This window comes from Paenarthrobacter sp. UW852, assembly GCF_024608385.1.
Taxonomy (GTDB): Bacteria; Actinomycetota; Actinomycetes; order Actinomycetales; family Micrococcaceae; genus Arthrobacter.
Map to the genome: position 1 here is coordinate 228,207 of NZ_JAMSGY010000005.1, position 25,339 is coordinate 253,545.

23 protein-coding genes and 1 tRNA gene are annotated in these 25,339 nt (G+C 63.5%); 10 read left to right on the forward strand and 14 right to left on the reverse strand.

The window, feature by feature from the left end; genetic code table 11:
- Positions 1–10 precede the first annotated feature (10 nt).
- Genes NEK97_RS11115 through NEK97_RS11140 form a run of 6 tightly spaced genes read right to left on the reverse strand, consistent with a single transcriptional unit; the run spans position 11 to position 7,668 of the window.
- Complete coding sequence (locus NEK97_RS11115; RefSeq protein ID WP_257369987.1) at positions 11–1,864, reverse strand: protein kinase; 1,854 nt, start codon at positions 1,862–1,864, stop codon at positions 11–13.
- A complete protein-coding gene (locus NEK97_RS11120) occupies positions 1,861–3,318 on the reverse strand; it encodes a penicillin-binding transpeptidase domain-containing protein (RefSeq protein ID WP_257369988.1) in 1,458 nt (485 codons plus the stop codon). The genes NEK97_RS11115 and NEK97_RS11120 overlap by 4 nt, the downstream gene beginning before the upstream one ends.
- Entirely contained in the window at positions 3,315–4,745 is a 1,431-nt protein-coding gene (locus tag NEK97_RS11125; protein ID WP_257369989.1) for an FtsW/RodA/SpoVE family cell cycle protein, read from the reverse strand. Before NEK97_RS11125 ends, NEK97_RS11120 begins: the two co-directional genes overlap by 4 nt.
- On the reverse strand, positions 4,742–6,430 hold the full coding sequence (locus NEK97_RS11130; protein ID WP_257369990.1) for a PP2C family serine/threonine-protein phosphatase: 1,689 nt from the start codon (positions 6,428–6,430) through the stop codon (positions 4,742–4,744). Before NEK97_RS11130 ends, NEK97_RS11125 begins: the two co-directional genes overlap by 4 nt.
- A gap of 3 nt (positions 6,431–6,433) precedes the next feature.
- Entirely contained in the window at positions 6,434–6,913 is a 480-nt protein-coding gene (locus tag NEK97_RS11135; protein ID WP_235518677.1) for an FHA domain-containing protein, read from the reverse strand.
- Positions 6,914–6,918: 5 nt separating this feature from the next.
- The gene (locus NEK97_RS11140; protein WP_257369991.1) at positions 6,919–7,668 is read right to left on the reverse strand and encodes a DUF3662 and FHA domain-containing protein; all 750 of its coding nucleotides are present in this window, start codon (positions 7,666–7,668) and stop codon (positions 6,919–6,921) included.
- 372 nt (positions 7,669–8,040) lie between these two features.
- Between NEK97_RS11140 and NEK97_RS11145 the strand changes: the two genes are divergently transcribed.
- Positions 8,041–8,123 (forward strand) — tRNA-Leu (locus NEK97_RS11145).
- Positions 8,124–8,338: 215 nt separating this feature from the next.
- On the opposite strand, the gene NEK97_RS11150 is transcribed toward NEK97_RS11145, so the two are convergent.
- The 5 genes from NEK97_RS11150 to NEK97_RS11170 all read right to left on the reverse strand — a co-directional run bounded on the left by NEK97_RS11150 (position 8,339) and on the right by NEK97_RS11170 (position 12,584).
- Positions 8,339–9,037, reverse strand: a complete 699-nt coding sequence (locus NEK97_RS11150; RefSeq protein ID WP_257369992.1) for a FadR/GntR family transcriptional regulator — start codon at positions 9,035–9,037, stop codon at positions 8,339–8,341.
- A 10-nt stretch (positions 9,038–9,047) separates the two neighbouring features.
- Positions 9,048–10,175, reverse strand: a complete 1,128-nt coding sequence (locus tag NEK97_RS11155) for a mandelate racemase/muconate lactonizing enzyme family protein (RefSeq protein WP_257369993.1) — start codon at positions 10,173–10,175, stop codon at positions 9,048–9,050.
- A 46-nt stretch (positions 10,176–10,221) separates the two neighbouring features.
- Positions 10,222–11,193 (reverse strand): DMT family transporter, encoded by a 972-nt coding sequence (locus tag NEK97_RS11160; RefSeq protein ID WP_257369994.1) that lies wholly within the window; start codon positions 11,191–11,193, stop codon positions 10,222–10,224.
- Complete coding sequence (locus NEK97_RS11165; RefSeq protein ID WP_257369995.1) at positions 11,186–11,791, reverse strand: XRE family transcriptional regulator; 606 nt, start codon at positions 11,789–11,791, stop codon at positions 11,186–11,188. The genes NEK97_RS11160 and NEK97_RS11165 overlap by 8 nt, the downstream gene beginning before the upstream one ends.
- Positions 11,792–11,867: 76 nt before the next feature.
- Positions 11,868–12,584, reverse strand: coding sequence for a TetR/AcrR family transcriptional regulator (locus NEK97_RS11170; protein WP_257369996.1), 717 nt, complete (start codon positions 12,582–12,584; stop codon positions 11,868–11,870).
- A 108-nt stretch (positions 12,585–12,692) separates the two neighbouring features.
- Here NEK97_RS11170 and NEK97_RS11175 point away from each other — a divergent pair, with 108 nt between their 5' ends.
- The 3 genes from NEK97_RS11175 to NEK97_RS11185 all read left to right on the forward strand — a co-directional run bounded on the left by NEK97_RS11175 (position 12,693) and on the right by NEK97_RS11185 (position 16,558).
- Positions 12,693–14,066: an NAD(P)/FAD-dependent oxidoreductase gene (locus NEK97_RS11175; protein WP_257369997.1), complete on the forward strand. Its 1,374-nt coding sequence runs from the start codon at positions 12,693–12,695 to the stop codon at positions 14,064–14,066.
- A 90-nt stretch (positions 14,067–14,156) separates the two neighbouring features.
- Positions 14,157–15,023: a universal stress protein gene (locus NEK97_RS11180; protein ID WP_257369998.1), complete on the forward strand. Its 867-nt coding sequence runs from the start codon at positions 14,157–14,159 to the stop codon at positions 15,021–15,023.
- Positions 15,024–15,046: 23 nt separating this feature from the next.
- The gene (locus tag NEK97_RS11185) at positions 15,047–16,558 is read left to right on the forward strand and encodes an APC family permease (protein ID WP_257369999.1); all 1,512 of its coding nucleotides are present in this window, start codon (positions 15,047–15,049) and stop codon (positions 16,556–16,558) included.
- 83 nt (positions 16,559–16,641) lie between these two features.
- Here NEK97_RS11185 and NEK97_RS11190 read toward each other — a convergent pair whose 3' ends face one another.
- Positions 16,642–17,193 carry a hypothetical protein gene (locus tag NEK97_RS11190; RefSeq protein ID WP_257370000.1) on the reverse strand — a complete coding sequence of 184 codons (552 nt, stop codon included), beginning with the start codon at positions 17,191–17,193 and terminating at the stop codon, positions 16,642–16,644.
- Between the two features lie 105 nt (positions 17,194–17,298).
- Here NEK97_RS11190 and NEK97_RS11195 point away from each other — a divergent pair, with 105 nt between their 5' ends.
- On the forward strand, positions 17,299–17,682 hold the full coding sequence (locus tag NEK97_RS11195; protein WP_235518059.1) for a VOC family protein: 384 nt from the start codon (positions 17,299–17,301) through the stop codon (positions 17,680–17,682).
- A 71-nt stretch (positions 17,683–17,753) separates the two neighbouring features.
- On the opposite strand, the gene NEK97_RS11200 is transcribed toward NEK97_RS11195, so the two are convergent.
- Positions 17,754–18,203, reverse strand: coding sequence for a DUF5997 family protein (locus NEK97_RS11200; protein WP_211710371.1), 450 nt, complete (start codon positions 18,201–18,203; stop codon positions 17,754–17,756).
- Between the two features lie 33 nt (positions 18,204–18,236).
- Here NEK97_RS11200 and NEK97_RS11205 point away from each other — a divergent pair, with 33 nt between their 5' ends.
- Positions 18,237–18,962, forward strand: a complete 726-nt coding sequence (locus NEK97_RS11205; protein WP_257370001.1) for a LysR family substrate-binding domain-containing protein — start codon at positions 18,237–18,239, stop codon at positions 18,960–18,962.
- Here the strand turns inward: NEK97_RS11205 and NEK97_RS11210 are convergent, their stop codons facing one another.
- On the reverse strand, positions 18,963–19,661 hold the full coding sequence (locus tag NEK97_RS11210; protein WP_257370002.1) for a GntR family transcriptional regulator: 699 nt from the start codon (positions 19,659–19,661) through the stop codon (positions 18,963–18,965). It lies immediately after the preceding gene.
- Between the two features lie 109 nt (positions 19,662–19,770).
- Here NEK97_RS11210 and NEK97_RS11215 point away from each other — a divergent pair, with 109 nt between their 5' ends.
- From NEK97_RS11215 to NEK97_RS11230, 4 genes are read left to right on the forward strand one after another with little or no spacing between them, the layout of a single operon-like run.
- Positions 19,771–20,529, forward strand: a complete 759-nt coding sequence (locus NEK97_RS11215; RefSeq protein ID WP_257370003.1) for a LamB/YcsF family protein — start codon at positions 19,771–19,773, stop codon at positions 20,527–20,529.
- A 46-nt stretch (positions 20,530–20,575) separates the two neighbouring features.
- On the forward strand, positions 20,576–21,925 hold the full coding sequence (locus NEK97_RS11220; protein WP_257370004.1) for an MFS transporter: 1,350 nt from the start codon (positions 20,576–20,578) through the stop codon (positions 21,923–21,925).
- Between the two features lie 6 nt (positions 21,926–21,931).
- The gene (locus NEK97_RS11225; RefSeq protein ID WP_257370005.1) at positions 21,932–23,563 is read left to right on the forward strand and encodes a 5-oxoprolinase/urea amidolyase family protein; all 1,632 of its coding nucleotides are present in this window, start codon (positions 21,932–21,934) and stop codon (positions 23,561–23,563) included.
- Positions 23,564–23,570: 7 nt separating this feature from the next.
- The gene (locus tag NEK97_RS11230; protein ID WP_257370006.1) at positions 23,571–25,334 is read left to right on the forward strand and encodes a biotin carboxylase N-terminal domain-containing protein; all 1,764 of its coding nucleotides are present in this window, start codon (positions 23,571–23,573) and stop codon (positions 25,332–25,334) included.
- The last annotated feature ends 5 nt before the right edge of the window (positions 25,335–25,339 follow it).

Here is a 25,339-nt window from a genome sequence, read left to right on the forward strand (position 1 = left end):
GATGGCTTACTTAGTTCTTCGGGTTTCCGGAAGCGCTGGGGTTGGCGCTCGGGGTGTTGGGGTTGGTGGGAGCTACGTTCTTGGCAAGGAAGTAGGTGACGGTGGAACCTGCATTAACCTCGGTTCCTGCTGCCGGGGACGACCGAACAAAGGTGCCAGGCTGCTGGCCCACGGCGCCGTTGACGGGATCTCCCGGGATCCACTTGAGGCCCGCGCCCTCCAAGGTAGCCCTGACCTGTGCTTCGCTGGCACCGGGAGCGATGGTGGGAACAGCAACCGTCGGCGGAGCTTGCGGACCCTTGGAGTACTGGACGGTGATGACCTCGCCCGGCTGGACGGCACCTGACGGGTCAATGCCGGTCACGATCCCTACAGCAGCTTGGTCGTCGAAGACCTGCTCCCCTCGGACCTGCAGGCCGAGTGCACCGAGTTGTGCACTGACCGTGTCGAAAGGCTTGCCGAGGTATTCCGCAGGGATGAGGTTGATGGTCTGCGGCGTTGACTGCGTGGGTGAGGGCGCCTCGGACGTCGGCGTAGTCGAAGGCTTAGGGGAAGCCGACGTCGGTGTGGGACTTGCACTGCGGCTGGGGCTTGTGGAGGTGATCTCGCTGGGTGCGGGGCTGGGTGAGAAGAATCCGGACTGTGAGATCAGGAAGCCAACCAGCGCGAAAAGCACCAACAGGATCAGGGCAACGAGCGGCCACGTCCACGGGCTGCGCTTCTTGCGTTCCGGCTCGGGGTCGTCGAAGTTTTCGTCATCGGTGTAGATGACTTCCTCTTCGTCGTTCAGTTGGCGTTCTGCCTCCAGCGCGTTGGCACGAGTCAGGGCGTTATCAGAGGATGCAGCCGCAGCCCCCAGTGCGGCACCGGCGGCACCGGCGCCCAGCACCGGAAGCGCGGAAGTCGCCGTCGACGATTGCTCCTTGCCGTAAGGCGAGGTGACGACGCCGGTGGGTGCCGTTGCGGTATCGACGGGCGCCGTGATGGGGCCAGTGGTGCTTTCGAAGAACAGCATCCCGGGAACGGCAGCGTGGGCGGTGGCGATGTCGCCATTGCGGATGGCTTCGGCGGCTTCGGCCAGCTTAATGGCGTTGGCCGGGCGGTTCTTGGGGTCCTTGGCCAGCATGGACATCAGGAGTGCGCGGACAGGCGTCGGCAGCGTCTCCGGCAGGGGCGGCGGTGCGTCGTTGACCTGGGCGAGGGCAATGGCGATCTGTGATTCCCCGGAGAACGGACGGTGACCCGTCAGGCACTCGTAACCGATAACACCCAGCGAGTAGATATCCGAGGAGCCGGTGGCAGTCTGGCCGGTGGCCTGCTCAGGCGCCAAGTACTGGGCGGTACCCATGACCTGGCCCGTCTGGGTCAGCGGCACCTGGTCAGCCAGGCGGGCGATGCCGAAGTCGGTGACTTTGACGCGGTTGTCCGGGGTGATCAGCAGGTTGCCCGGCTTGATGTCGCGGTGAACCAGGCCCTGGGCATGCGCAACCGCGAGGGCGCGGGCAGTCTGGGCGATGATCGAAAGAGTCATGTCCGGGGACAGAACCTGCTCGCGTTCCAGGATGCCGCTCAAGGGGTGGCCCGGTACGAGCTCCATGACGAGATACGCCGAACCGGCTTCCTCGCCGTAATCGAAGACGTTGGCGATGCCTACGTGGTTGAGGAGTGCGGTGTGGCGCGCCTCGGCACGGAAGCGCTGAAGGAAGCCGGGGTCTCCCGTGTACTCCTCTTTCAGTACCTTGATGGCTACGATCCTGCCCAGGATCTGGTCCTTGGCCTTCCAGACCTCGCCCATGCCGCCAATCGCAATGCGACTGGTCAGCTGGAACCTGCCGCCGAGTGTGATTCCCGAAGTAGGCCTCACTTATTCAACACCGCCTCAAAAATCTTCTTTGCGTTCGGACTGGTTAGCTTGGCACCGCTGAGCACATCCACACCTTCCATGACGATGGTGACGGCCACTTGCGGGTCGTTTGCCGGGGCGAACCCGGTAAACCATGAGTTGTTCAAACCTGAATCCCCCAGCTCCGCGGTTCCGGTCTTGCCGGCCACCTTCACACCGGGAACGGCTGCACCCTTGGCAATGCCGTTGTCCACCGCACTGGTCATCCACTCAGTGATCTGGCTTGCGATGGGGGCCGTGGTGCTGGTGCGCAGGGCCTCGGGTTTGGCTTCGCTGATGACGCGAAGGTCCGGAGCGCGAACAGTCTTCACCAGGCTGGGCTTCATCTGCACCCCCCCGTTGGCGATGGCCGCCGTCATCAGGTTGATCTGGAGCGGGGTGGCCTTGACGTCGCGCTGGCCTACAGCCGACTGGGCGAGCTGTGCCTGGTCGAGGTCCTGGGGGAAGATGCTGGGTGCCATCTGGAGCTTGAGTTGATCGCCGAAGTTCTCGCCGAAGCCGAATTTCTTGGCTTGGTCGCGGATGGCATCCTGGCCAAGGTCCAGCGCGATGCTGGCGAATGGCGTGTTGCAGGACTGCTCCAAAGCAAAGACGAACGACGCCGTCTCCCGGACGTTGCAGTTACCGCCGGCATAGTTGGGGAGGCTCGCGCTGGAACCCGGCAACGGCAGGCTGGACGGGTTGGGAAGTTCGCTGTCTTTGTTGTACTTGCCCGAGTTCAGTGCCGCTGCGGTGTCGATGAGCTTGAAAACGGACCCGGGCGATAGCAGGTTGCCGGTAGGTCCACTGACGTTCTGGTTCAGGTTGATCCCTGGAATCTGGTTCAGCTGGGCCATGTTTGCATCTGCTGCTTTGGAATCATGGGTAGCTATCAGGTTGGGATCATAGGAGGGCTTAGAGACCATCGCCAGAATCGCACCGGTCTTGGGATTGGTCACGACGATGGAGCCGCGCTGGCCGTCCGGAATGAGATCGTAGGCCAGCTTTTGGATCTCCGGATCCAATGTCAGCTCCACGGAAGCACCCTTGGGCTCGTTGCCAAGGAACATCTGGCTGAGGCGATCCAGGAACAACTGGTCCGAGTTGCCGGCCAGGACATCGCCCATGGACTGCTCAAGGCCGGTGGAACCATAGCCACGGGAGAAGTATCCAGTGACCCCCGCGTAAAGCTCAGGCTGGTTGTACTTGCGCTGGAACGCGCAGGTCTCTGTCCCGGGAACGGACTCTGCCACCGGCTTCCCGCCCACAATAATGGCGCCGCGGTCGTTGCAATACGAGGCCAGGATGGCGCGCTGGTTCCACGGGTTGGAGTTGAGGTCATCGGCCCCAATGACCTGGACGTAGCTGATGGCACCGAGGATCAGCGCGAACATGGCGACGGCGGCCATCCAGGAACTGCGGATTGCCTGGTTCATTGTTGCTTCACCGCCTCTGTTGGTGCGCTGGGTGTCTGGCCTGTGGCCGGTTTACGGACGACTGGGTTGCTGCCGGTGGCTGGGGGTTTGTTGACCATGGGGGTTGTATCCACGGGGCCGCGGGCGGTATTGGAAATCATCAGGAGCAAACCGACGATGATCCAGTTGGCCAGCAACGAGGAACCACCCGCAGCCAGGAACGGCGTGGTGAGGCCCGTCAGGGGTATCAGGCGGGTGACGCCGCCGATGACGACGAAGCACTGGAGGGCAATGGCAAAGGACAAGCCGCAGGCCAGCAGTTTTCCGAAAGCATCGCGTGTTCCCAATGCGGCGCGGAAACCGCGGGTGAAGAGCAGGAGATACAACATCACCACGGCGAACAGGCCGATCAAGCCGAGTTCTTCGCCGATAAGCGCCACGATCATGTCGCTGTTGGCGAAGGGCACCAGATCCGGTCGGCCCTGTCCAAGTCCTGTGCCTACCAGACCGCCGTCAGCCATGCCGAAGAGGCCTTGGACAATCTGCCCACTGCCGCCGGGCGATCTGCCGAAGACTTCCGGGGTGAATGCGTTGATCCAGCTGTCGATGCGGAATGCCACGTGGGAGAAAATCTGCGAGGCGACGAAGCCGCCGCCCAAGATCAGCAGGACGCCGATAACCACCCAGGAGATACGGCTGGTGGCCACGTAGATCATGACAATGAACAGGCCGAAGAAGAGGATGGAGGAACCGAGGTCGCGCTGGAAAACCAACACGCCGATGCTCACCAGCCAAGCGGTAATCATGGGGCCGAGGTCCTTGAACCGCGGGAACTGCATGGGACCGATCTTCCGGCCGGCCAGGAGGATCAGGTCACGGTTGGACGAAAGATACCCGGCGAAGAATATAGCCAAGGTGATCTTGGCGATTTCACCCGGCTGGAAGGTCATGGGTCCAAGCCGGATCCAAACGCGTGCGCCCAGGATCTCACCGGCAGAAATGCCAGGGATCAACGGCATAAGCAGCAAGAGCGCACTCACTGCCAGCGAAATATAGGTGAAGCGGCGCAGGACACGGTGGTCCTTAAGGAACCAGATCACGGCAATGGACACAGCCATCGCGATGAGGGTCCAACGCAGTTGATTATTGCCAGTGTCATCCCCGGGTCCGTCCATCCGGTGGATGAGGGCCAAGCCGAGGCCGTTCAGGGCCACGACGATGGGAAGTATTACCGGGTCTGCATATTGGGCGCGCAGCCTCAGCACCACGTGGAAGGCCAGGGCAGCCACCGCGAGAAGGCTGGACTGGAACCAGAAATCGCTGTCCAGCCCAACTTTCGAGTTGATACTTACCAAGGCGCTGGCACCGATACCCACGGAAAGTGCCAGGACGAGGAGGATCAGCTCAACATTCCTGCGGGGCTTGGGGGCGGTTTCAACCTGCGTCATTTGGCCGCCTCACAGGATGTGGGGATGGGCGAGGGGCTCGGGGTCGCGACTGCGGCGGTACTGGGTACGGGAACGCTGATGGTCGGCGACGGCGTCGGTTTGGGACCCTTTGTGGGGCAGTTTGCTGAAGCGCTGCCCGTATTCTTCAAGTTCTCCACAATGCCCTGGGCATCGTGGAGGTCGCCCGCGGGCACGGTCTGGCGTACGCTCTGCTGGCCGTATTCCGGCAATGAATCCACCCTGATATCTGTGACGGCTTCAAGCCGGGAAAGCTGAATGGGGCCGAGCCTCTGCGAAATTCCGTTGAAGATGGCTACCCGCTGGTCGTATTCGCCCACGTAGTACCGGGTTTGGGTCCACGCATAGCCGAGCCAAAGTCCTACCACGACGCCAAGGACAACGACGGCGGCAACCGCGGGCATCAGCCATCGAACGCGACGACGAGGCGGCTCCTCAGCGTCCGCACGGTCCTGTTCGGCTTTGTGGGTCAGGACCGTTGCCGCGCGACGGGCCACCGTTCGGCCCGCGACAGTTGGAATTGATCCGGTCTCCGCTGCCGTGGCCGCTGCTCCAACCAGCTCGTGGGGGCGGCTGGCGAGTTCCTCGCGCAAAACCTCCGCAGACAGGTGCTCGCCAAGGTGGGGATCGGTAGTGGCCGGGGGTTCCCCCGAGTCGGACGATTCGGATGATTCCGCATCCTTGTCCGTCGTGGTCGGGTCACTCGCGCTGAAGGAAGATCCAGGCTCTGCGTCCCGGGCAGCCTTCGCTGGGGAGCTGTCATGAGATTCCTCAGCAGCTTTGCTTGCGGCGGGGCCGTCCGGCGACTTGGAGGCGGTCAGTGAGTCGGCTTCGTCGTCGAACGAGGCAAGCGCCGCTGCCGGGACGATGTCGACGGCGGCCGTGCTGACGTCGTCGTCAGTTTCTTCCGCTATTTCCAGCATCACTACGGTGACGTTGTCCGGTGCGCCGGCTTCCAACGTGAGGTCAACCAGGATGTCGGCGCATTCGCGCAGGTCCTTGGTCTCGCGCACCATGCGTTCCACTACGTGGCCCGCAACGTAATTGAGGCCATCGGAGCACAGGAGCCAGCGTTCGCCGGGTTCGACGTCCAGGACATCCAGATCCAGTTCGGGACTGGCATCGACGTCGCCGAGTACGCGCATCAGGACGTTCTTGTGGGGATGTGTTTCTGCTTCTTCAGGGCGAAGGCGGCCTTCATCGATGAGGCGCTGCACAAACGTGTGGTCAACGCTGACTTGCTCAAATTTCTTGTTGCGCAGGCGGTACGCGCGGGAGTCGCCAATGTGGGCGAAGTGGAGCTTGCGGTCCTCGAGCAGCAGGGCGGTGACCGTGGTGCCCATGCCGGAAAGCTTGGGGTTTTGGTGGACGAGCTCGGACAGCAGCGAGTTTGCCGTCTGGATCTCGTCGGCGAGGACGGTGTCTGCGCCCTCCGGATAGTTGTCATGATCAAGGTGGATCATGTCCAGGACCGTTGAGGCTGAGGCGACGTCACCGCCGGCGTGGCCACCCATGCCATCGGCCACGACAGCAAGATGGCGGCCCACGTATGCGGAGTCGTCATTCTTGGAGCGGATCCGACCGACATCCGAACGCGCGGCGTAGCGCATGATGAGCGGGCGCTCCGCGGGCGTGTCCTTGCCGTCGAGGGTCTCGGGGGCGGGCATGGACTACGGCCTCAATTCAATGACCGTCTTGCCGATCCTCACGGGGACGCCAAGTTCAACCGGCAACGCGCGGGTGAGCTGTTGATCGGCCAGGTAGGTGCCGTTGGTGGAGCCCAGGTCCTCGATGAACCAGCGGCTGCCCTGCGGGAAGAGGCGGGCATGCCGTCCTGAGGCGTAATCGTCCTCGAGGACCAACGTGGCTTCCTGCGCACGGCCGAGCAAGATGGGGCTCGCGGCCAAGGGGACCGTGGTGCCCTTGAGGGGGCCTTCCGTGACCACCAAAGTGCGTGCGTGCTGGATTGGCGGGGGCGGTGACGCAGCCAGTTCCGGGTGCTTGCGGACTTCCCGGGCTGTGGGAACGCCCGTCACGGCTTTGCGGCCGATCTGGAAGTCGCGGCGCATGGTGGACACGATGCTGAAGATCAGGATCCAGAGCAGCAGGAGGAACCCAAAGCGAAGCGCTGTAATGGTCAGTTCGCTGATGTCGTTCACGCGTGGCCACCCGGGGCTTGGGGGAGGAGGCGGAAAATGATCTTGGTACGTCCCATCGTGATGGTTGAGCCGTCAGTTAGCTCTACGCTGCCGTTTACCTTGTGTCCGTTGACGTAGCTGCCATTGGTGGAACCCATATCGACGGCCCACGTGCTGCCATTCTCGGTGCGGATCTCAAGATGCTTCCGCGAAACGCCGGTGTCATCCACAAGAATGTCGGCTTCCGATGAACGGCCAAGCACTACTGACCGGGCATTGAGGGAATATCGCTGTCCACCGATGTCGAGGACGGGCTGGAGGCGGGTGGGCTGCCGGGCGGGAGCAGCGGGAACGTGGCTGCGAGGGGCCTGGGCAGCCGGTGCTGCATCATTGGATTGCTTCTCGGTCCGGGAGGTGATTTCAAAATGGCCGGCGCGTTCCTCGTCGTTACGACGGAACGAAATCCGGACAGATCCCTGAAGCGTGTAGCCCTGGCTGCGGACGTGCTGGATCACAACATCGCACAGTTCCTCGGCCAGGGGAGTTCCCCACTCCTGCGCCCTTGCGAAATCCTCATCGCTTAGGAGGACATCGAAAACATTGGGAGCCAGGGTGCGGCCGGCGGCGATGGTGATGGACTGGTTGTCCAGTTCGCGCCTTAGCTTGCTCGCGATCTCCACCGGTTCAACACGTGCCCGCGACCCCGTGGAGAAGACGTTTCGGACGGCTTTTTCAATGCCGCGCTCGACTTTGTCCAGCAAACCCATGGTCGTTCTCCTTTCCTTGCCGCGGCACCTGTTGTGCCTGTCCGATAGTCCGAGTGCGCACACAGCGAAGTGCGCGCCTGACGGCCCTTCCACTCCCCGATACTACTGGGACTGACTGGGAATGGCCTTAATCCACAACGCCCTACGACCCGGAAAAGTTCTCTCCGGGCCCTTGCTGGCGCGGCTGCCGGGGCGAGAAATTTCCATGGAATTCAGCCGTTGTTGAGGGAATTTTGCCGGGTGAGAGTGGCGTGCGGGACCCGCTTGGCGCCCCGATTGGTGTTTTCCAGCGAATGTCCGTTATGCTTGATCTCGCTGCTTTTGAAGGAAACAAAGCTGGGAAGCCCGCTGAAGTCCGGAAAAAGAAGTTGCGCGCGAGTGGCGGAACGGCAGACGCGCTGGCTTCAGGTGCCAGTATCCGAAAGGGTGTGGGGGTTCAAATCCCCCCTCGCGCACGCAAAGGAAAGAGCCCCGGTCTTAGGATCGGGGCTCTTTTGTTTTGTCCTCTCACCTTTTACGCTCACAAGGTCGTTGGCGACCCGCATATCCGTTGCTGGGCAACAACGGATATGCGGGCCAGCCGCGGGGATGCAGCGCAGGGATTTCGAACAAGGGCCGGATTTGATCGTCCCAGGTGGGCCAAGGGTGCGGGGTGAGCCCCGCGGAACCGTTAGCTGCGTGCGGATCCGGTGAACCGGCGTCGTGAGTTATTCAGGTGCACGCGCATTGCTGCCGCGGCGGCCACCGGATCTCGCTCAGCGATTGCGGTGTATATAGAGGTGTGCTCGTGGACCACCTCCGCGAAGCGCTCCGGGGAGTCCCGGTCCTCGGAGGCGACCAGGCGCGGGCGGGGCATCGTGATCATGGTTTGTCCCAGTGCTGAGATGCAGTCCGTATAAAAGGGGTTGCCGGTGGCTGCCGCGATGGCCCTGTGGAATTCGAAGTCGGCCTTCATGGAGTGGGCCGGGTGGCCTGCGCTGGCGATGAATTGCTCCAAGGCGCCGTGCGCGGCCTTGAGCTGGCGTTCGGTGTGGTTGCGTGCGGCCAGGGAAGCGGCTTCTGTTTCCACCCCAACGCGGAAGTCCAGCATTTGCAAGCGGTCCTCCATGCTGGAGACCGGGCGGGTTCCGGGCGCCTGCGACGGACCCTCGGCGGGCGGAGTCAGCGCAAAGCTGCCCCGCCCACGTTCGGTTTCAACAAGTCCCTCGGCCTGCAGCCGGGTCAGGGCCGAACGGACGACCGTCCGGCTCACCCCGAATTCGCTGATGAGGGTGTTTTCGCTGGGCAGCTTCTCACCTGGCTGGATGGCGCCGTCGACGATGCGGTTGCGAAGGTCGGCGGCGAGGTCCGCGGTCAGGTTTCGGCTCATGGGTTCAAGATTACGCGCCGAATTCCACGGATTCGGTGGTCCAGGCGCGGGCCTGTCCGCTGAGGGTTACGCCTAGTCCGGGGCGGTCCGGGACGATCATGCGGCCGTTCTTGGTTTCGAGGCGCTCCTCGAACAGCGGGTCCAGCCAGTCGAAGTGTTCCACCCAGGGCTCGCGGGGATACGCCGCGGCCAAGTGGAGGTGGATTTCCATGGCAAAGTGGGGCGCGAGGCCCAGGCCTCTCTCATCCGCCAGGGCCACGAGCCGGAGGAACTGGGTGATGCCTCCGACCCGGGGCGCGTCCGGCTGGATGATGTCGCAGCTGTTCGCGTTGATAAGGCCCTTGTGTTCGGCCACGGAGGCCAGCATTTCGCCCGTGGCGATGGGGGTGTCCAGCACCTGGGCCAAGTGCGCGTGGCCTTCAAAGTCGTAGGCGTCCAGGGGTTCCTCAATCCAGACCAGGTTGAATTCCTCCAACTGGCGGCCCATGCGCAGGGCGGTGGCCCTGTCCCACTGCTGGTTGGCATCCACCATGAGTGGCACGTCCCAACCGATGTGTTCGCGGATTCCAGCGACGCGGCGCAGGTCTTCCTTGGAATCGGGCAGGCCCACCTTGATCTTGATGCCGCCGATTCCGTCGTCGATGGATTGCGTGGCGCGTTCCTTGACCTCGTCCAGGGTGGCATTGAGGAAGCCGCCGGAGGTGTTGTATGTCTGGACGGAGTCCCGGTATGACCCCAGCAGCTTGGCCAAGGGGAGTCCGGCACGCTTGGCTTTGAGGTCGTAGAGCGCGATGTCAATGGCGGCGAGGGCCTGGGTTGCCACCCCCGAGCGTCCCACCGAGGCGCCGGCCCAAAGGAGCTTGGTGTAGATCTTGCCGATGTCGTTGGGGTCCTCGCCGATGATTCCTTCTGCCACTTCCTTGGCGTGGGCATACTGCGCAGGGCCGCCCGCACGCTTGGAGTAGCTGAAGCCCAGGCCAGTGTGTCCCTGTTCCGTGGTGATCTCGGCGAAAAGGAACACCACTTCGGTCATCGGTTTCTGACGGCCTGTGAAGACCTTGGCGTCGCTGATCGGCACGGTAAGGGGAAGCGTAGCGGTGGACAGCTTGATGTGGCGGATCAGATCTACGGTGCTCATGGTTCTCCTAAGTGGTTTTACTTAGAATACAAGTTGGCTACTTGTTCTACAAGCTTTCCTGCCGATCAAAACCCACTGCGCCTTCACTGGGCAGGCGCAGCCCTAAGACTGGGGGGGCCGCGGGCGACGCCGGAACGTCAGTCGTCATCGTCGGCGTGGGAGACCGGCGGCCACCTTGCTGCGCCGCAGTCCCCGCAACCACAACCAGGGCGACCCCAACAAGCTGCAGGACGCTGGGCGCCTGGGCCAGAACGAGCACGCCGATCAGCACGCCAAACGCCGGTTCAATGGACAGCAGCGTGCCAAAAGCGGTGTGCGTCATGCGCCGGAGGGCAAGCATCTCCAGCCCGAAAGCAATCACCGGAGTTATCAGCGCAATCCCGGCTGCTACAGGCAGCACCCACCACTCAAGAGATCCTCCGAGGACCTGCGGCAAGCCAAGGGGCAGCGTGGCCAGGGCGGCGACCGGAATGGTGAGCGAGAGTCCGCTGATGCCACCGAAACGATCGCCAACATGTTGGGTGAGTACGTTGTACAGCCCCCAGCATGTCCCGGCCGCAAGGGCGAATCCCACGCCGGCCATGTCGATGGTGCCGTGCCACGGCTCCGTCAGCAGTACCACACCCATGAAGGCGAGGAGCGGCCAGATAAGCGCCTTCCGGCGCTTGCTCATGAGGCCGGCCACGGTGAGGGGACCCAGGAACTCGATGGCGACGGCGGTTCCCAGTGGGATGCGCTCGACGGCGGCAAGGAAGAATGTGGTCATGAAGCCCGTGACCACTCCGAGTGCGATCAATGCGGGCAGGTCGCGGCGTCGCAGTGACCGGATGGCCGGACGGCTCACCAGCCACAAAAACACGACGCCAAAGCACATGCGCAACCAGGCCGTGCCTGCGGGTCCCGCCTGGTGAATGACTGCAACAGACAGGGCATTCGAGAGCTGTACCGCCATCATCGCTGCAACGGCCATTGACCATGGAGGAAGGCCGCCGATGGTGCCGGACAAGCGGTCACGCATTCGGGGTCTCCGTCCGATGTGCTGCGCCGACCCCTGGTTCCAGGACGGTCAGGGTGAACCGAGTGCGCTGCTGGGAGTCATTGGAGTACGCATGGCCGACGTCGCCAAAGAAGGTTAAGGCGTCGCCCATGCTGAGTACGTGGATTTCCTCCGAGACGCTCACCGTCAGCGAGCCTTCCAGAACCTGCAGCAACTCGCGGGTACCTGCGGAGTGCGCTTCGCTTTGGTGCCGTTCGCCGGGCGCCAGTGTCCAGTCCCAAAGCTCGACGACGTCGGGAGACTCGGTGCCTGCGACCAGGACGCCGCGGCCTCCGGAGGGACCGGTCCAGAGTACGGCGCCCTCACCGGACCGGGTGATCTTCGCCGACCGGGATGCTGGAGGCTCAACCAGGGCGGGCAGCCCGACACCCAAGGCATCGCTGAGTCGCAGCAGGGTTCCGATGCTCGGATTAACCGCACCCTGCTCGACATTGACCACCATGCGGCGGCTGACCCCCGCAATTTCGGCCAGCTGGTCGAGGGTCCAGTCCCGGCCCTTGCGTTCCTGTTTTACGCGCTCGCCAATTGCCCGCGCTAAAGTTTCTGCATTGTCTTCCACAAAGTGCAGCATAGTGCACTATCTTGGCAATGAGTATTCCGTGGTGGATCTGAAGGGGCGGCCCCTTCGGTAAACGTCAGGCACGCAACGCTCCGAAGCCGCTGATCAGCGCCTCGAGTCCCAGGCTGAACGCAACATCCGTCGGCCGCGGGTGATTCTCCAGTGCCAGTCGGTCCACGGCCGCGGTGAAGTTGGGGACCTGGCTGGCGAGGCTGCCGGCGTCGAAAATGTCGTCCGGAGCGGTGACGTCGTACGCGGCGCCGAACACAAACGCTTCAAGCGCTACGATCGCGGAAATGATGCGGTCCTCGGGGAACCCGGCTTCGCGGAAGCCCGCAGTGACGGACTCGTACATGGCGAGTGTCTTGGGGGCGTTCGCAACGGGCAGCACCGCGATGATCGGAATCAGGGGAGTGTGCTCAGAGAAGACATCGCGGTAGGACCAGGCCCAGCGACGAACGGCGGATTCCCATGGTTCGCTGCCGAATGCCGAGACGTCCACCATCGCGGCCAGGTGGTCCATGAGCAGGATGAGCACGTCGTCCTTCGAGGAGACGTGGTTGTACAGGGCGGATGGCGCGACGCCCAATGAGCGGGCCAACGCGGCCATGGTGAGTCCGTTGTAACCCTTGGTGCCGATCAACTCCAGGGCCGCCGTCGTGATGCCGCCTTGGTCCAGGACCGCCGCCGTAGGCCTGCCGGCGCGGCGGCGTACAGGGCGCGCCGGAGTGGCGGACGTTGCTGGAGTCGGTGCGGGCATCGGGAGCCTTTCTGCTGCCTGTGTCCCCAGCATTATTCCACCGGGTCTTCACAGCCGGGGTCAGGGCGGCTACTATTGGATATAAATGAATGGCATTCATTTATTGGTCAGCCGCCAACGGACGGCCACGGAGAGGACATCATGCAGAATCTTGATCGCGACGTTGTAATCGTCGGTGCCGGACCGTCAGGGTTGACGGCGGCACGCGAATTGAAGAAGGCCGGACTCAGCGTCGCAGTGCTCGAAGCACGCGACCGCGTGGGCGGCCGCACCTGGACCGACACCATCGACGGCGCCATGCTGGAGATCGGCGGCCAGTGGGTTTCACCGGACCAAACGGCCCTCATGGCCCTGCTGGATGAGCTTGGACTGGAGATGTACTCGCGCTACCGCGACGGCGAGTCCGTCTACATCGGCGCCGACGGCAAGCGCACCCGGTACACCGGCGACTCCTTCCCGGTCAACGACACCACCAAGGTCGAAATGGACAAGCTGGTGGCCATCCTTGACGAACTGGCGGCCGAAATCGGCCCCACCGAGCCCTGGGCCCACCCCAAGGCCCGCGAGCTGGACACCATCTCCTTCCACCACTGGCTCCGCCAGAACTCCAGCGACGAGGAAGCCTGCAACAACATCGGCCTCTTCATCGCCGGTGGCATGCTCACCAAGCCCGCCCACGCCTTCTCCGCACTTCAGGCAGTCCTGATGGCGGCTTCGGCTGGCAGCTTCAGCCACCTGACGGATGAGGACTTCATCCTGGACAAGCGCGTTGTGGGCGGCATGCAGCAGGTTTCGTTGCTGCAGGCAGCAGAACTGGGTTCCGATGTCATCCTCAACAGCCCTGTCCGCACCATCAACTGGGAAGACAACAACGTGACCGTTGTGTCCGAGCAGGCTACTGTCAACGCGCGCTACGTGATCATGGCTGTTCCGCCGAACCTCTACTCGCGTGTCTCCTTCAACCCGCCGCTGCCGCGCCGCCAGCACCAGATGCACCAGCACCAGTCGCTGGGCCTGGTCATCAAGGTGCACGCCGTCTACGAGACCCCCTTCTGGCGTGAAGACGGACTCTCCGGCACCGGCTTCAGCGCCGGCGCACTGGTCCAGGAGGTCTACGACAACACCAACCACGGCGACACCCGCGGCACCCTGGTGGGCTTCGTCTCCGACGAAAAGGCCGACGCCGTGTTCGAGCTGAGCGCCGAGGACCGCAAGAAGGCCATCCTCGAATCCATCGCCGGATTCCTGGGCGACAAGGCCCTCACGCCCGAGGTCTACTACGAGTCCGACTGGGGCTCCGAGGAATGGACCCGCGGTGCCTACGCCTCCAGCTACGACCTGGGCGGCCTGCACCGCTACGGCAAGGACCAGCACGCCAACGTCGGCCCGATCTACTGGTCCTCCTCGGACCTGGCAGCCGAGGGCTACCAGCACGTGGATGGCGCAGTCCGGATGGGCCAGGCGACCGCCGCGCGCATCGTCGAAGCCAACAAGCTGGCGTCGGTCAGCGTCTAAGCACCCTGTGGTAATCACACCGGCAGGCCGGGGGAGCAGCATTTCCCGGCCTGCCGGCAGCACCGTTTAAGAGCAGATCCAAGGAGAGCCATGCGCTACGTAGTGGGGTACACCGCCAACGCGAGGGGGCACGACGCCGTCCACCTCGCCGTGGCGCTTGCCCGGAACCACGATGTGAGCCTTGACCTGGTCCTGGTGATCCCCGAGGACTCTCCCTTCAACGCCGTCTACCCGCCGGAGACCGGCTACGACGACATCCTCAACGAGCAAGCGCAGCGTTGGCTGGACGAAGGCCTGGCCCTGGTCCCCGCGGACATTACCGCGCGGGGCCACATCCGCCGCGGCGATTCCGAAGCCCGGACGTTGATTGATGCCTCCGTGGAGATGGATGCTGCGGCGCTGGTGATCGGAGCCACCAACAGTGGCCTGCTCAAGCGCTTCACGATTGGTTCGGTGGCTGGTGCGTTGCTCCATTCGGCGCCGTTGCCGGTTGCCTTGGCGCCGCACGGATACCGTCGCACGGAACCGATCACCCGGATGAGCTGCGGTTTCGGCACGCGACCCGGGGCCGATGAGCTCCTGGACCTTGCTGTGGAGTCTGCGCGTGATCGCGGCCTTCCGCTGCGGCTCGTCTCCCTGTTGGCGCTCGACGGCGGTGACTCGCCTGAGTTGCTCGACGCGGCCTGGATGCATGCCGCCCAGCGGATTGCCGCCGTCGAAAGTTCATCCGCGGATGAGCTGCTGCCTGAACCCGAGATCGTGGTGGCCAAGGGCCGAACCATCGAGGAAGCTGTGGACCGGCTTGACTGGGAAGACGGCGAAATCCTGTTGATCGGCTCCAGCCGCCTCGCCCAGCACCGGGCTACTTTCCTTGGCACCACCGCAAACCGGATCCTGCGTGCCCTACCCGTTCCCATGATTGTGGTCCCCCGCGACTACACGCGACAAAGCTCATAGCAATCGCCTGAGAGGCAATACCCATGTCAACTGCACCAAAGACGGTCCAGTCGAAAGAATCTTCCCTGAGTGAAAAGGGACTGAAAGCCGGATCGGTGGGCCTGATCGGCGCCGTCGTGATCGGTGTTTCCTGCATCGCGCCCGCCTATACCCTCACCGCAGCGTTGGGCCCCACGGTCTCGGAAGTGGGCGTGCATCTTCCCGCCATCTTCCTGGTGGGCTTCATCCCCATGCTGCTGGTGGCGCTCGGCTACCGCGAACTGAACAACGCCATGCCAGACGCCGGTACCTCCTTCACGTGGGCGACGCGCGCCTTCGGTCCGTGGATCGGCTGGATGGGTGGTTGGGGGCTGATCGCAGCGACCATCATCGTGTTGTCCAACCTTGCGGCCGTTGCAGTGGACTTCTTCTACCTGATGCTCGGCCAGCTTTTCAGTAATCCGGAACTGGCCGGCCTCAGCAAGATCCTGCCCCTGAATATCGCCACCACGTTGGTGTTCATCGCCATTGCGTGTTGGATTTCCTATCGTGGAATGGAGACCACCAAGGGCGTCCAGTACGTATTGGTGGCCTTCCAGTTGCTGGTCCTGGGCTGGTTCGCAGTATCGGCGTTCGCGCACGTTGCCAACGGAACCGCGTTTGATGCCACAGCCATTTCACCCGACTGGTTCAACCCTTTCGCGGTGGACTCGTTCTCGCAGTTCGCAGCAGGCGTTTCGCTCTCGATCTTCATTTACTGGGGCTGGGACGTCACCCTGACCATGAATGAGGAAACCAAGAATCCGGAGAAGACCCCGGGCCGTGCAGCGACCATCACTGTGCTGGTCATCGTGATCATCTACATGACCGTCGCGCTGGCCACCCTGTCCTTCGCGGGCGTCGGCGACACCGGATTGGGTGCCGGGAACCCGGAAAACCAGTCCAGCATTTTCGCCGTCCTGGCGGGCCCGGTGATGGGGCCGTTCGCGATCCTCATGTCGTTGGCCATCCTGAGCAGCTCGGCGGCATCCCTGCAGTCCACGTTTGTTTCGCCAGCCCGGACCATGCTGGCCATGGGCCACTACCGTGCCATCTCACCGCGGTTCGGGCGCATCAGCCCCACGTACAAGTCGCCCAGCTTCGCCACGATTGCTGCTGCAATCGCCGCAGCGGCGTTCTACGTGATCACCCGGACGGTGTCGGAAAACGCCCTCTGGGACACCATTACGGCGCTGGGCATGATGATCTGCTTCTACTACGGCATCACGGCCCTGGCCTGCGTCTGGTTCTTCCGGGCCGTGGCTTTCAGCAGCGTGCGCGCCTTCTTCTTCAAGCTCCTGGCGCCTCTGGTGGGCGGGGTGATCCTGTTGGTGATGTTCGTAAAGACCGCCATGGACTCGATGGATCCGGAATATGGTTCCGGATCATCGGTTGGCGGGGTGGGCCTGGTGTTCATCCTGGGCATGGGCGTGATTCTGCTGGGCGTGGCGATCATGTTGGTGATGTACCGGCTGCGGCCCGAGTTCTTCAAGGGCAAGGTGCTGACCCGGGCGTAAACCTGGGGCGCGCCCGCCTTTACGTGCGCGTTGTGGGGCCCGCTCTGCGCGCTAAATCCACGCTTCGGGGCGCAGAGTGGGCCTCACAACGTAGGTTCTGGGACTCCCGCAGCCCGTTCTGCCGCAGCCAGTGCTTGGGCCAGGCGTTCGACGGCGGATCTGTAGTCCGTGCCGGCGGTCACCTTGCAGTATTCCGCCTCGCGCAGGGCCCGGGCGAGCATCGCCGTTTCGGTGATCCTGACGTCCGACATGGCCGGAAAGTCGATGGTCCGGCCGGGGTCAAGCTCGTAGCTCTGCCACTGCTGGAGGAGGTTCTGGTGGCGGGCGGTGTCCTGGACAAAACCAGCACGACGCCGGGGTTCGGCTGCGTGGATCCGCTCCACTTTGCGGATACTCGCCAGGGTTCCGCCAACGGTAGCCACTCCTACCAGGACCATGATGAGGCCGGCGGGGGACCACTGGACTGCCGGGACCAGGATGGCGGGAAGGATCACCACCGACCCTCCGAAAACGTCCCAGAAGATCCCGTCCGGCTCCGGGTCGCGACCATGCATTAGTTTCCTGTGCAGGGCGTACGTGGTTGCTGCGGTTGCAAGAACCAGGGCTGCACCCCACAGGAGCATCATGGCGGGCATCGGACCACCTCCAGGCGACATCACATGGCTTTGATTTCAGTATGCGCCAGTGCCTGCGTGGGCGCGAGGGGCCAGGTTGTCTGACCCGGCGCGTAGCCTAGGCGCATGAGACTGAAAATGTGCAGCATCCATGTCAAGGACCCCGCAGCAGCTCACGCGTTCTACACGGAGACCCTGGGCTTTGAGACGCTCATGGCCATGCCGGAGTACAACCTGTTCATTATCAAGGATCCCGGGGCGGACAACAACAGCTCGCCCGGGTTGTTGCTGGAACCGAGTGACAACCCCATTGGTGCCAACTACATGAACGCCGTCTATCAGGCAGGGATGCCCGCAGTGGTTTTGGGCGTGCCCGATGTGCGGGCCGAGTACCAGCGGTTGCTCGCGGCCGGTGTGACCTTCAAGGGGGAGCCCGCTGAGGACCCGTCCGGTGTCAGCGCAGTCTTTGACGACGGTTGCGGCAACTTCGTCCAGCTTCATCAGGATTAGTTCGGCTTAAAAAGCAGTGGCCTTAAAAAGCAGTGGCCGGGACCCAGGTCCCGGCCACTGAATGCTAAACCTTACGCGTGGTCCCGCTTGGAGGCCTTGGGGGCGTCGCGCTTGGCGGCGGCGTTCTCCCTGGCTTCCTTGGTTGCTGCTTTCTTGTGGGCTTCGTCCTTGACGCGCTGGGCTTCGCTGCGGACCGCGGCGTGCGTGGCCCGTTCGGTGACCAGCCACTGCGGGGGAGACTGCAGCAGCTCGCTGATTTCCGCCGTCGTGAGCGCTTCTTCCACGCCGCCGCGGGCGAGGCCACTGATGGAGATGTTCAGCTTCTGCGCTACAACTGGCCGCGGGTGGGGGCCGTTGCGGCGCAGTTCGGCGAGCCACTCCGGCGGGTTGGCCTGAAGTTCGGCGAATTCGTCGCGGGAGATCGATGAATCCTGGAACTCCTGCGGTGTCGCCGGCAGGTAGATGCCGAGTTTCTTGGCAACTGTTGCCGGCTTCATGGACTGGGAGTCTTTGGGGGTCATGCTTCAAGGGTATCTGGCCGGTACTGTGAGTGTGTGCCAGCCACTGAAGAAACCCCAGAATCCGCCGAACCCCAACCGGGCCTCCGGTTCGCCTACGTTGCAGGGGTGACACCTGGGAAATGGATCCGTCGGTGGGAAGAGCGGATGCCGGAATACCCGTTGCACGCGTTCATGTCCGACGACGCCGCCCAGCTTTCGGTGCTGCGTGATGGTTCAGCGGACCTTAGTTTTGTTCGGTTGCCCGTGGATCGTGAAGGCCTCAACGTTATCCCCTTGTATGAAGAGCAGCCAGTGGTGGTGGCTCCCAAAGGTCACGAGATCTCCGTGTTCGAGGAAGTCGCCCTGGATGACCTTGCCGCGGAAAACTTCCTGGACATTGAAGAAATGGGCGGCCCGGACATGGCGCTGCAGGTTGTCGCTTCGGGCGCGGGATTGGCGATCCTGCCGATGTCCGTGGCCAGGCACCTCAACCAGAAGGACACGGTGATGCGCCGCCTTACTGGTGCTCCCGGAACCCAGATCGGCCTTGCGTGGCTGGTGGGCACGGATAATCCCGTCATCGAGGAATTTATCGGGATCGTGCGTGGCCGTACGGCGCAAAGCTCCAGGCAACCGTCTGCCCAGCAGGAGAAGCCCAAGAAGGCTCCCAAGCCGGATCGCCGCGGCGGTGGTCCCAAGAAGCCTGCTGTCGCACAGCGCTACGCCCCGAACCCGGACAAGGGCCGCGGCAAGGGATCGCGCAAGAAGGGCAAGCGCTGACTAGTCCCCGTGGATTGCGGTCTGCTGCTGCTCGGAACGGTTGAGGTAAGCCAGGAGCAGGTCCCCGGCCTCTTCCAAGTGGCCGGCTTCCAGCGCTGCGCAGATCTGCTCGTTTTCGGCCAGCCAGTCGCTGTAGAAGTGGGCGTTCATGGTGGCTTTGTGAAAGTAGAGCCGCATTTCCGCCAGGATCTGGGCCATGATCGTGTCCAGCCTGTTGCTTTCGGCCAGGGCAACGATCGCTCCGTGGAAGTGCTGGTTGGCGCTGCCGAGTCCTTCATTGTCGTCGGCTGCTGCTGCGCGCTTACCCTCCTCGACGGCGGCCCTGACGGCAGCAATGCGCTCCGGCGAGCCACCCGCCCGGATGGAGCTGACCTCGATGGCGCGGCGGACGGTGTAGACGTCGTGGATATCGCCGGCCTCAAGGGTGGCGACGTAGACGCCCTTGTTGGGCTGGCGGAGGAGGAGTCGTTCAGCGGCCAGTTCGGCGAAGGCTTCACGGACGGTGTTGCGGGAGACGCCCAGGTCCTCGGCGATGGTGGCTTCGGTGAGCTTGGAGCCCGGTACGAGGAAGCCCTCGGCGAGTTGATAACGCAGTTCTTCGGCGACGCGTTCAGCCACGGACGGAACCCGGAGCCGCATCCTGGCGCGCGCGCCATCAAAGCCAGTTTGTTCGCTTGATTCCTGATCTGCACTGGCCATGACACCAAAATTACACGATTGCCGAAAATCAGGATCGCTGGATTGTTGAACAATCCAGCAGTTTGGTGCATCCTTGATGTAACGCACATCACGAGGCAGGGATCACATCATGGCAATCATCGATCTGAACAGCGACGTCGGCGAATCCTTCGGCCGCTGGACGCTTGGTGATGATGCGGCCATGTTTGAGTCGGTGTCCAGTGCCAACGTCGCGTGTGGATTCCACGCTGGCGACCCCAGCGTCATCCGCAGCACCTGCGAGAAGGCGGTGGAGGCCGGCGTCGTGATTGGCGCCCACGTCGGGTACCGCGACCTCGCAGGCTTCGGTCGGCGGTTCATGGACATCAATCCAGTGGAGCTGGCAGACGACGTTGTGTACCAAATCGGAGCGCTGCAAGCGCTGGCCGCCACCACCGGAGCCCGCGTCCAGTACGTGAAGCCCCACGGCGGTCTCTACAACGCGATCGTCAAGCACACCGCCCAGGCGCGCGCCGTCGTCGAAGCCGTGAAATCGGTAGACCCCAACCTTCCGATCCTCGGCCTCCCAGGCTCCGAAGTCCTCCGCCTCGCTGAAGACGCCGGCCTGCGTGGCGTGGCCGAAGCATTCGCGGACCGCGCTTACAACCCCGACGGAACGCTCGTTTCGCGCAACCAGCCAGGTGCTGTTCTGCACGATCCCGCCGACGTTGCGGAGCACGTCCTGCGGATGGCCACCGAACAGTCTGTCAGGACCACGGACGGTTCCATCCTGAACATCCGCGCAGAGAGCATCTGCGTTCACGGTGACTCACCCGGAGCCGTTGCCATGGCTACCGCAGTGAAATCCGCCCTCAGCGGTGCCGGCGTGACTGTCGGCTCGTTCCTTTAGCCCACCTCGGGCGCCCCGCACCATCCCTCATCCCCCGGAGGTCATCATGACCAGCACCAACAACGCAGCAAAGGCAGCGACAAGGAAGCCGCCGCCAGGTGCGCTTAAGGCGTACGTCGCCAGCCTCACCGGCACCTCGCTGGAGTACTACGACTTCGCCATCTACTCTGTGGCGTCCGCACTCGTCTTCCCGAAGATCTTCTTCCCGGGCAATGACGAATTCGTGGCGCTGTTGCTCTCGTTCTCAGCCTTCGCGGTTGGCTACCTGGCCCGTCCGATTGGCGGCGTCATCTTCGGCCGCCTTGGCGACAAGATCGGCCGCAAGTACGTCCTTGTTTTCACCCTTGTCCTGATCGGGGTGGCCACCGTCCTCATCGGAGCACTGCCGGACTACTCCGTGATCGGCGTGGCAGCTCCAACAATCCTTGTGCTGCTGCGTCTGGCCCAGGGCATCGGCGTCGGTGGCGAATGGGGCGGCGCAGTCCTCTTGTCGAGCGAATTCGGTGACCCCAACAAGCGTGGTTTCTGGTCCTCGGCAGCGCAGATCGGCCCGCCGGCGGGCAACCTGATGGCAAATGGCGTCCTTGCCGTTCTCGCCGCAACCCTCAGCGACCAAGCCTTCCTTTCCTGGGGTTGGCGTGTGGCCTTCCTCGCCTCAGCACTTTTGGTGGTGTTCGGCCTGATCATCCGCCTCAAGCTCGAGGAAACCCCGGTGTTCAAGGCCATCCAGGCTCAGGGCGACCGCCCCAAAGCTCCTATCAAGGAAGTCTTCACCACGGAGCCCAAGGCATTGGTGGCAGCAGCACTCTCACGCGTTTGCCCCGACATCCTCTACGCGCTCTTCACGGTGTTCGTGGCCGTCTACGCCACCAAGCAGCTGGGCATGACCACAGGAAATGTCCTGTCCGCCATCCTGATCGGTTCCGCATTCCAGCTCTTCCTGATCCCGCTGGCCGGGGCTCTGACTGACCGCTTCAACCGACGCTGGGTCTACGGCATTGCAGCAGCGGCAACCGCAGCCTACATCCCGTTGTTCTTCCTGATGATCCAGGGCAAGTCCGTCGCCATGCTGACCATTGGAACCGTGATCGGCCTGGCTCTTCACGCCTTCATGTACGGACCCCAGGCAGCCTTCATCACCGAGCAGTTCCCGGCGCGGCTGCGCTACGCCGGCAGCTCGCTGGCTTACACCCTGGCCGGTGTGATCGGCGGAGCCGTCGCCCCCATCATCTTTACGGCGCTCTACGGTGCTGCGGGCGGTGGCTGGTATTTGATCGCCGTCTACATCCTCGTTGCGGCAGTCGTCACGATCGTGGGCATGCTCCTGGGCCGTGACCCCAAACCTGAAGAAGACGTTCGTTTGGTGCAGGGGACGCACGCTCAGCCGGCGGCGTAGCGAAAGATGGAAACCGTAATGCACACCACCACCGCAAAAAGGGTTCGATCCGTTCGTCCGGTCGGCACCCGGGCTGTACTGGCCGAACTGGATGGGCTGCAGGATGTCCTCGCCCTGCAGGACATGCTCAACAAGGCGCCGTTGCCGGGGCAGGTGGACGTTCTTGCCGCCGCGGAAACAGTGATGGTGGTGGGTGAGTCTGCTGCCGCCACCCGCGCTATCGGCGCCCGGCTCCTGGAGTTGGAACTCAGTGCGCCCGAGATTGCAGATTCCGGACTGGTGGTCATCGACACCGTGTACGACGGCGACGACCTCGCCGATGTCGCGGAGTTGACCGGCCTGAGCGTGGATGGTGTTGTTGCCGCCCACACGGGCCAGATCTGGACCGTGGCCTTCGCTGGCTTCGCGCCCGGTTTTGGCTACATGGTGGGCGAGAACGAGGCACTCACGGTTCCTCGGCGTCCGTCACCACGCACAGCGGTTCCCGCGGGATCCGTGGCCCTGGGCGGGCAGTATTCCGCCGTTTATCCCCGCCGTTCGCCCGGTGGGTGGCAATTGATCGGCCGGACCGGGGCCAGGATGTGGGATCTGCAACGGTCCCAGCCTGCCTTGGTTCGTCCCGGCGACCGGGTGCAGTACCGGGCCGTCCGCGAAGTGGTCACGAGCAGTGCTTCGACGTTGCCTGAGCCCGAAGCGGAGCACCACCCTGACTCGGGTCTTCGAATTCTGAATCCGGGTGCCCAGAGCCTCATCCAGGACCTGGGACGCCGCGGCTTCGGTCCGCTGGGTGTGTCTGCTGCCGGTGCCTTGGACAGGGCTTCACTGCGACGGGCCAACCGCTTGGTGGGGAATGGTTCCTCGGCCGCCGGCATTGAAAGCGTCAACGGCGGGCTGACGATCGAGGCAGTCGGCGACCAAGTGATTGCCGTGACAGGTGCGCCGACGACGCTGGCCATCCAGCCGCCGTCGTGGGTTGAATCTGAGGGCGCCGCCGCGCGCGCCGTCGCAATGTCCACGCCGTTCGCGCTGCTCGACGGCGAAGTACTCACCCTGGGTGCCCCCGAGTCCGGCTTTCGGAATTACGTGGCCATCCGGGGCGGAGTAGACGTTCCCGAGGTCCTGGGTAGCCGTTCGGCGGACACGATGTCCGGGATCGGCCCGGCTCCTTTGGTTATAGGACAGATGCTCCCGGTGGGCGAAGCTACCGTTTCCACTGCTGTTGGCAGCCCCGAACTGCAACCCGAATTCCCGGGCAACGGCGTCACGGAGCTGGACGTAGTTCCCGGACCCCGGGCCGACTGGTTCGAACAGGAGGCGCTTGATTCGCTGTGCTCCCAGGAATGGGTGGTCACGCCGCAGTCCAACAGGGTGGGCATGCGTTTGGACGGCACCCCGCTGGAGCGTAGCCGCGAAGGTGAACTACCCAGTGAAGGCAACATGGCCGGAGCCCTCCAGATTCCACCCGCCGGACTGCCCGTGCTGTTCCTGGCCGACCACCCCATCACCGGCGGCTATCCGGTAATCGGCGTGGTGCGCGATGAACACCTGGACCGTGCCGCGCAGGTGCCCATCGGCGGACGAATCCGATTCCGGTTCGTTCCGGATTCAACGACTTTTATGAACACCCCAGAGAAGTGAGTATTTGATGCGCAAGGTCCTGATCGCGAACCGTGGCGAAATCGCCGTCCGCGTCGCCCGTGCTTGCGACGACGCCGGCATTGCCTCGGTGGCCGTTTACGCGGACATCGACGCCGATGCCCTGCACGTTGCCACTGCGGACGAAGCCTACAGCCTGGGCGGAAACTCTCCCGCTGAGAGCTACCTGAACATCGGGAAGCTGCTCGCGGTGGCGGAGCAGTCCGGCGCGGACGCCGTCCACCCCGGATACGGTTTCCTCTCCGAGAACGCCGATTTCGCACAGGCAGTGCTCGACGCCGGACTCGAGTGGATCGGTCCCTCGCCGGAGTCGATCCGGCAGTTGGGCAACAAGATCACGGCCCGCGAAATCGCCGTCCGCGCCGGAGCTCCCCTTGTTGCCGGCAGCGACGGCCCGGTTTCTTCGGCCGCCGAGGCTCGGGCGTTCGCTGAGGAACACGGACTTCCTATCGCCATCAAGGCTGCCTTTGGTGGTGGCGGCCGCGGACTGAAGGTGGTTCGCGAACTGGCCGAAGTGGAGGAAGCCTTCGATTCCGCCGTCCGTGAAGCTGTGGCAGCATTCGGTCGCGGCGAATGCTTCGTGGAGCAGTATCTTGACCGGCCGCGCCACGTCGAGGCCCAAATCATTGCGGACGTCCATGGCGACGTGGTGGTCGTGGGCACACGTGACTGCTCCCTTCAGCGCCGACACCAGAAACTCGTGGAGGAAGCTCCCGCGCCCTTCCTGAGCGATGCCCAGCGCCAGCAAATCTACGATGGCGCGAAGGCAATCGTCCGCGAAGCCGGCTACTACGGTGCCGGAACGGTGGAATTCCTGGTCTCAGCAGATGGCGCCGTAGCCTTCCTCGAGGTCAACACCCGCCTCCAGGTCGAGCACCCCATCACGGAAGAAACCGCTGGAATTGATCTTGTGCAGGAACAGTTCCGGATCGCTGCAGGGTTGCCGTTGAGCATTACCGAGGATCCCGTGGCGCGCGGACACTCCTTCGAGTTCCGCATCAACGCCGAGGACGTGGGCCGCGGCTTCCTGCCCTCACCGGGCACCGTGGCTCTGTTCGAGGCGCCCACCGGACCGGGCATCCGTTTGGACAGCGGTGTACGCTCCGGTTCGTTCGTTGCGCCGCAGTTTGATTCGCTGTTGGCCAAGCTGATCGTCACTGGAGCCGACCGGCAGCAGGCTCTGCGCCGTGCCCGCCGTGCCCTCGGCGAAATCACCATCACCGGCCTGGCCACCGTTCTGCCGTTCCACCGGGCCGTCCTGGAATCCGAGGACTTCACCTCCGCTGCCGGACTCAGGGTGCACACGCGGTGGATCGAAACCGACTTTGCCGACAAAATCCCCGCAGATCCCGAGTACAACGTGGTGGCCCCGGGAGGAGAACGGCGAACCATCACTGTCGACGTTGATGGCAAGAGGCTCGCCGTGGGTCTTCCAGCCGATTTGTTGGATGGTTGGGCCCGGTCAGGACAGGGCGTCCCAACCTTTTCCACATCGACCGATACGCCGGGTTCTGTCTCAAGCGTCGGCGACTCACCCGCCGAGTCCGCACTGGTCTCCAGCATGGCGGGCACAGTGGTGAAGTGGCTCGTCGACCCGGGAGCTGAGGTTACCGCCGGTGATCCGTTGGTTGTCCTGGAAGCCATGAAGATGGAAACCCAGGTGCCCGCGCACCGGACGGGCACACTGTCAGAGGTAGTGTCGGCCGCTGGCGGAGTTGTTACGGCAGGCGCTGTCCTGGCCCACATCGAGTAGGAGCC

Coding starts and splice junctions, on each gene's coding strand:
- NEK97_RS11120 (WP_257369988.1), bottom strand. CDS start 3,318: ATGAACCAGGCAATCCGCAGTTCCTGGATGGCCGCCGTCGCCATGTTC.
- NEK97_RS11125 (WP_257369989.1), bottom strand. CDS start 4,745: ATGACGCAGGTTGAAACCGCCCCCAAGCCCCGCAGGAATGTTGAGCTG.
- NEK97_RS11130 (WP_257369990.1), bottom strand. CDS start 6,430: ATGCCCGCCCCCGAGACCCTCGACGGCAAGGACACGCCCGCGGAGCGC.
- NEK97_RS11140 (WP_257369991.1), bottom strand. CDS start 7,668: ATGGGTTTGCTGGACAAAGTCGAGCGCGGCATTGAAAAAGCCGTCCGA.
- NEK97_RS11150 (WP_257369992.1), bottom strand. CDS start 9,037: ATGAGCCGAAACCTGACCGCGGACCTCGCCGCCGACCTTCGCAACCGC.
- NEK97_RS11155 (WP_257369993.1), bottom strand. CDS start 10,175: ATGAGCACCGTAGATCTGATCCGCCACATCAAGCTGTCCACCGCTACG.
- NEK97_RS11160 (WP_257369994.1), bottom strand. CDS start 11,193: ATGCGTGACCGCTTGTCCGGCACCATCGGCGGCCTTCCTCCATGGTCA.
- NEK97_RS11170 (WP_257369996.1), bottom strand. CDS start 12,584: ATGCTGGGGACACAGGCAGCAGAAAGGCTCCCGATGCCCGCACCGACT.
- NEK97_RS11175 (WP_257369997.1), top strand. CDS start 12,693: ATGCAGAATCTTGATCGCGACGTTGTAATCGTCGGTGCCGGACCGTCA.
- NEK97_RS11180 (WP_257369998.1), top strand. CDS start 14,157: ATGCGCTACGTAGTGGGGTACACCGCCAACGCGAGGGGGCACGACGCC.
- NEK97_RS11185 (WP_257369999.1), top strand. CDS start 15,047: ATGTCAACTGCACCAAAGACGGTCCAGTCGAAAGAATCTTCCCTGAGT.
- NEK97_RS11190 (WP_257370000.1), bottom strand. CDS start 17,193: ATGCCCGCCATGATGCTCCTGTGGGGTGCAGCCCTGGTTCTTGCAACC.
- NEK97_RS11195 (WP_235518059.1), top strand. CDS start 17,299: ATGAGACTGAAAATGTGCAGCATCCATGTCAAGGACCCCGCAGCAGCT.
- NEK97_RS11200 (WP_211710371.1), bottom strand. CDS start 18,203: ATGACCCCCAAAGACTCCCAGTCCATGAAGCCGGCAACAGTTGCCAAG.
- NEK97_RS11210 (WP_257370002.1), bottom strand. CDS start 19,661: ATGGCCAGTGCAGATCAGGAATCAAGCGAACAAACTGGCTTTGATGGC.
- NEK97_RS11215 (WP_257370003.1), top strand. CDS start 19,771: ATGGCAATCATCGATCTGAACAGCGACGTCGGCGAATCCTTCGGCCGC.
- NEK97_RS11220 (WP_257370004.1), top strand. CDS start 20,576: ATGACCAGCACCAACAACGCAGCAAAGGCAGCGACAAGGAAGCCGCCG.
- NEK97_RS11225 (WP_257370005.1), top strand. CDS start 21,932: ATGGAAACCGTAATGCACACCACCACCGCAAAAAGGGTTCGATCCGTT.
- NEK97_RS11230 (WP_257370006.1), top strand. CDS start 23,571: ATGCGCAAGGTCCTGATCGCGAACCGTGGCGAAATCGCCGTCCGCGTC.